This is a genomic window from Arsukibacterium sp., assembly GCF_041616895.1.
GTDB lineage: Bacteria > Pseudomonadota > Gammaproteobacteria > Enterobacterales > Alteromonadaceae > Alishewanella.
In genome coordinates this window covers 1-5,453 of record NZ_JBFJPY010000137.1, presented here as the reverse complement: position 1 = coordinate 5,453, position 5,453 = coordinate 1, and the positions used below count along the sequence as shown (strand labels likewise).

General features: G+C 49.1%; 5 protein-coding genes. All 5 read right to left on the bottom strand.

Annotated elements, in window-relative coordinates:
• Nucleotides 1-567, bottom strand: a 567-nt coding sequence (gene pnuC, locus ABY802_RS15525) for a nicotinamide riboside transporter PnuC (protein WP_372628033.1), incomplete at its 3' end; no start/stop codon positions are given.
• 54 nt (nucleotides 568-621) lie between these two features.
• Complete coding sequence (locus tag ABY802_RS15520; protein ID WP_372628032.1) at nucleotides 622-2,079, bottom strand: NAD-dependent succinate-semialdehyde dehydrogenase; 1,458 nt, start codon at nucleotides 2,077-2,079, stop codon at nucleotides 622-624.
• Nucleotides 2,080-2,262: 183 nt separating this feature from the next.
• Nucleotides 2,263-3,690 (bottom strand): sodium:proton antiporter NhaD, encoded by a 1,428-nt coding sequence (gene nhaD / locus ABY802_RS15515; RefSeq protein WP_372628031.1) that lies wholly within the window; start codon nucleotides 3,688-3,690, stop codon nucleotides 2,263-2,265.
• 92 nt (nucleotides 3,691-3,782) lie between these two features.
• Nucleotides 3,783-5,234, bottom strand: coding sequence for a sodium:proton antiporter NhaD (gene nhaD, locus ABY802_RS15510; protein WP_372628030.1), 1,452 nt, complete (start codon nucleotides 5,232-5,234; stop codon nucleotides 3,783-3,785).
• Between the two features lie 80 nt (nucleotides 5,235-5,314).
• The coding region (locus ABY802_RS15505) for a universal stress protein (RefSeq protein ID WP_372628034.1) at nucleotides 5,315-5,453 on the bottom strand (139 nt) is incomplete at its 5' end.

The window sequence follows — 5,453 nt, the reverse complement described above, 5'->3', positions numbered from 1 at the left end:
TGCGCGCCTTAACTTACGCCACAGATACAAGCCATACCAGGCATTAAACCAGAAGCCGCAATAGACAACAGCGGTGACATATAACTCGCGGGAAATATACAGCGGAATGGCCAGGGTGTTAACCAGTAACCAGAACCACCAGGTTTCCAGCTTGCGGTTCATTAATAAAAACTGCGCGATTAAACTGAACATCAGAATGGCAGAGTCAATATAGGGGGCATAGCCATTCGTTAGCGTGTGCAACATAAAACCATGCGCCGCGGTAACAAGCAGTGCCAGCGCAGTAAATAGCAGTAATTTTTTCGGCCTGGTGCTGCTTACGGGTTTGATACCAGAGGCCCTACCCCACTGAAACCAACCGACCACATTGGTGATAATAAAAAACAACATCAGCATGCTCTCGGCATACAGCTGCACCTGAAAAAACAACACTGCGAACAAGGCACAACCAATAATCCCCAGCCACCAGGTATGAATGCTGTTTCGTGCAGCCAAAAATACCGCCAACAGATAAAAGCCATTGGCGGCATATTCCAGGTACTGGAGATTAATACTACTTAGTGTCATGTCTGAGCGCGCCACTGCATGTAATAACAATCCATTTTATTGTGGGACGGCAGCTCACTTATCTAAACCACCCAGGCACAGATATTTAATGTCCATATAATCATCCAGGCCGTATTTAGATCCTTCGCGGCCATAGCCAGATTGCTTAACCCCGCCAAAGGGTGCAGTAGGGTTAGAGACCATGCCTTCATTGATGCCAACCATGCCATATTGTAATGCCTCGGCTACCCGCCAGATCCGGCCAATATCGCGGCTGTAAAAGTAGGCGGCTAAACCGAACTCGGTAGCATTAGCCAGTTGTATGGCTTGTGTTTCATCACTAAAGCTTTGCAAGGCAACCACAGGGCCAAATATCTCCTGCTGCGCAATATCCATCTGGTTAGTTACTTTGCTCAGCACAGTCGGCAAATAAAATAAGCTGTTATCAGATTGCCGCTTACCCCCGCACTTTAACTGTGCCCCTTGCGTTACGGCAGTGCTAATCAGTTCATCGACTTTGGTACAAGCCTCTGTGTTAATCAGCGGGCCTATGTCTACTTCGTCGTACGTGCCGTCGCCTATTTTTAGCTTACTGATGGCTTGCTGCAATTTTGTCGTAAACTCGTCCAGTACATTCTCTGCTACCAACACCCGGTTAGTACAGACACAGGTTTGGCCAGCATTACGAAACTTAGACGCCATCAGGCCATCAACTGCTGCATCCAGGTCAGCGTCGGCGAATACGAGAAACGGGGCATTGCCACCCAGCTCAAGGGACACCCGCTTGACCGTGCCGGCACACTGTTTTGCCAGTTGCTTGCCGATTTTGGTGGAACCAGTAAAACTAAACTTAGCCACTCTGGGATCTTCTGTTAGTACCTTACCAATCGCTTTTGCATCGGTACTGACCACCACATTAAATACCCCGGCCGGGATGCCGGCTCGATCAGCCAGTTCTGCCATGGCAAGTGCCGATAAAGGAGTAAGCTGGGCAGGTTTAACCACAAAGGTGCAGCCTGCAGCCAGTGCCGCAGCGGCCTTACGGGCAATCATGGCATTCGGGAAGTTCCAGGGGGTAATTGCAGCGACCACGCCTACCGGCTGTTTTATCACAATAATCCGTTGGTCATTGCTTTTAGCAGGGATAGTATCGCCGTAAACCCGCTTGGCTTCTTCGGCAAACCATTCCAGATATGAGGCGCCATAGGCAATTTCGCCCTTAGCTTCCGCTAACGGTTTGCCTTGCTCTAAGGTTAACAGCAGACCTAAATCGTCCTGATGCTGCAGCATAAGTTGTTGCCAGCGCATTAAAAATTTAGCCCGTTCAGCAGCCGGGCGTGCCGCCCAGTCAGATAGCGCAGTATCGGCTGCGGCCACCGCTTTTTCAGCGTCGGCAGCTGTTGCATCGGCTACAGTGCCAATAATCTCGCCGTTTGCCGGGTTAGTGACATTAAAAGAACGCTCTGCGCTCTGCCAATTCCCCTGCCAGTAAGATGAATGCTTTAATAACGCTTGATCCTGTAGTTTACCCATAACCTCTCCTTATTCGAATAGCAGAAACCGTAAACCCGACTAACAGACAAGCTGGCAGCCACAGAGGTTCAGTCAATCTGTACTTTGTAGTGTTACAGTGTAGCAGCTTGTAAGGTATTCAATATAAACAGGAAGGCCGACGTCTGGTGCTGCTGCAGCAGACCAGACGTCAGAGAAGGGCAATTAGGTAAAGCTGGCGGCATTTAACCACAAATGCATGGCGACGCTGGCAAAATAGCCAAGCAAAATCACCGGCGCCCATTTCAGGTGCCCCATAAAGGTGTAATAGCCGCGGGCCTGGCCCATTAATGCCACCCCGGCCGCAGAGCCGATGGACAATAAACTACCGCCAACACCGGCAGTCAGGGTAATTAGCAACCACTGGCCATGCGACATATCGGGTTGCATGGTTAATACCGCAAACATCACCGGAATGTTGTCTATTACCGATGACATTAACCCCAGCACAACGTTAGCAATCGTTGGGTTACCATTGGTGTATAAACTGGTTGATAACAGCTCCAGGTAACCGATATAACCCAAACCACCCACGCACATCACAACGCCGTAGAAAAACAGCAGGGTATCCCACTCTGCACGGGCAATCCGGCTAAAGACATCAAACGGGACTATCTGACCCAATGACCGAATGCGTTCCTGGTCGCCTTCCCGCTCGGCCATTGCCCGCTTACGCGCCAGTGAACCTGGTAAGGTTTTGCGCAAAAAATAGCCAAAAAACTGCAACAAACCCAGGCCGGTCATCATGCCGAGTACCGGCGGTAAATCCAGCCAGGAATGGTACAGCACTGCCAGGGCGATGGTAGCCAGAAACAAGGTGAGAATTCTAAGGGCACCTCGCTTCAGTTCTACGTCTTCCTGCAGCGCTGCAGGGTAACGGCGCTCGACAAAAAAGCTCATAATAATTGCCGGCACCAGATAATTCACTACCGCCGGAACAAACAAGGTGAAGAATTCATTAAAAGTGATAATACCCGCTTGCCAGACCATCAGAGTGGTAATATCGCCAAATGGAATAAAAGCACCGCCGGCATTGGCAGCAATAACAATATTAACGCAGGTAAGATTAATAAAGCGCTTATCACCTTCGGCTACTTTCATCACCACCGCACACATCAGCATGGCTGTGGTCATGTTATTGGCAAAGGATGAAATAAAAAATGCCAGCACACCGCTGATCCAGAACAAACTACGGTAGCTGAACCCTTTGCGGATTAACCAGGCACGCAACGAATCAAATAAGCGCCGCTCTTCCAGGGCATTGATGTAGGTCATTGCCACCAGTAGAAATAACATCAGTTCAGCGAACTCGAGCAGCGTGTGTCTAAACGCCTCAGCAGTAACGCCAGTGATACCATCCTGCATATAACGCCAGGCGACTAATGCCCAGATAATGCCGGCAGCAACCAATACCGGTTTAGACTTGCGCAGATGTATTTTCTCTTCTGCCATTACCAGCAAATAAGCCAACGCAAATAGCACCAGCGCAATAATACCTACCGGAGAGCCGGTTAAATCCAACTCTCCAGTTACAGCATATGCCACCGGTGTAAATACCACACAGACTATCAGCCACAGCAGCCACTGTTTCACGCGTTCACCCTCGGTTATATTTAGATATCGTTGGCAGATGCCTATTGTAAATGAGCCCAGCTCAAATTTTCACGCAAATAATTCAGTAATCGCTAACTTGCCAGACCATACTCGGCAAAACTGGCAGCATTGAGCCACAAATGCACAGCGATACTGGCAAAATATCCCAATAATATGACTGGAGCCCATTTCAGATGCCCCATAAAGGTGTAGTACCCTCGTGCCTGCCCCATTAGCGCTACACCGGCAGCTGAGCCAATCGATAACAGACTACCTCCCACCCCGGCCGTTAAGGTGATAAGTAACCAGTGGCCATGCGACATCTCTGGCATCATCGTTAGTACCGCGAACATCACCGGAATATTATCGATTACGGCTGAAATAAGCCCCAACGCAATGTTGGCGTAGGTCGCATCCCACTGGGTATACAGCACGTTTGACATCAGCTCCAGATAGCCAATAAAACCCAGACCACCCACACACATTACTACGCCATAGAAAAACAACAGCGTATCCCACTCGGCGCGGGCTACCCGGCTAAACACGTCAAAGGGGACTATCTGGCCCAGTGACCTGATACGCTCCTGATCCCCAGCTCGCTCTGCCATTGCCTTTTTGCGGGCTAACGAGCCAGGTAAGGTAACGCGCAGATAAAAACCAAAAAACTGCAAATAACCAAGGCCGGTCATCATGCCAAGCACCGGCGGTAAATGCAGCACTGAATGAAAGGCAACAGCAGAAGCAATGGTCAGCAAAAACAGGCACAGAATACGAATAGCACCACGTTTTAACTCTACCTCTTCATATACTGCAGATGGCTTACGCTTTTCGACAAAGAAACTCATAATAATTGCCGGGATCAGATAGTTGACCACGGATGGCAGGAACAGCGCCAGGAACTCCATAAACCGCAATACGCCTGCCTGCCACACCATCAGCGTCGTGATGTCACCAAAGGGGCTGAAGGCACCACCGGCATTTGCTGCGACCACAATGTTTACACAGCACAGGTTAATAAACTTCTTATTGCCTTCGGCCACTTTCATTACTACGGCGCACATCAGTAGCGCTGTGGTCAGGTTATCAGCGATTGGCGAGATAAAAAATGATAGTACGCCGGTTATCCAGAACAATGACTGATAACTGAAACCCTTACGCACCATCCAGCTGCGCAGCGCATCAAACACCCGCCGCTCTTCCAGCGCATTAATGTAGGTCATGGCGACCAACAGAAATAGCATTAGCTCCGCAAACTCAAGCAAGGTATGACGGAACGCTTCTTCAGTAACCGTTGGCATATCAGCCTGAATGTAGCGCCAACCAATCAACGCCCAGATTATACCGGCCGCAACCAGTACTGGTTTGGATTTACGCAGATGAATCTTTTCTTCCAGCATCACCAGAATATAAGCAATGATGAAAATAGATAACGCCACATAACCTGTGGTTGAGGCCGTTAACAGCAACGGACCACTGGCAGCAAAGGCGAAAGGAGAACATAACAACGCAAACAAACTAAACAGCATGATGCTGAACTTAAACATGATTGGCTACTTCAAATTTAAACAACATGAGTAATACAATAAAACAAATAACCCGGCGGGGAGCCGGGTTGTCTATTTTATCAGCGAAGAATTAACAAAGAACATTTCGCCTTGCTAATCATGGCAGTCGTTGTACTGCCTACAATAAACTGGCGAATGCGGGAATGGCCGTAAGCGCCCATTACCATCAGGTCAATATGATGCTCTTGCTGGTACTGG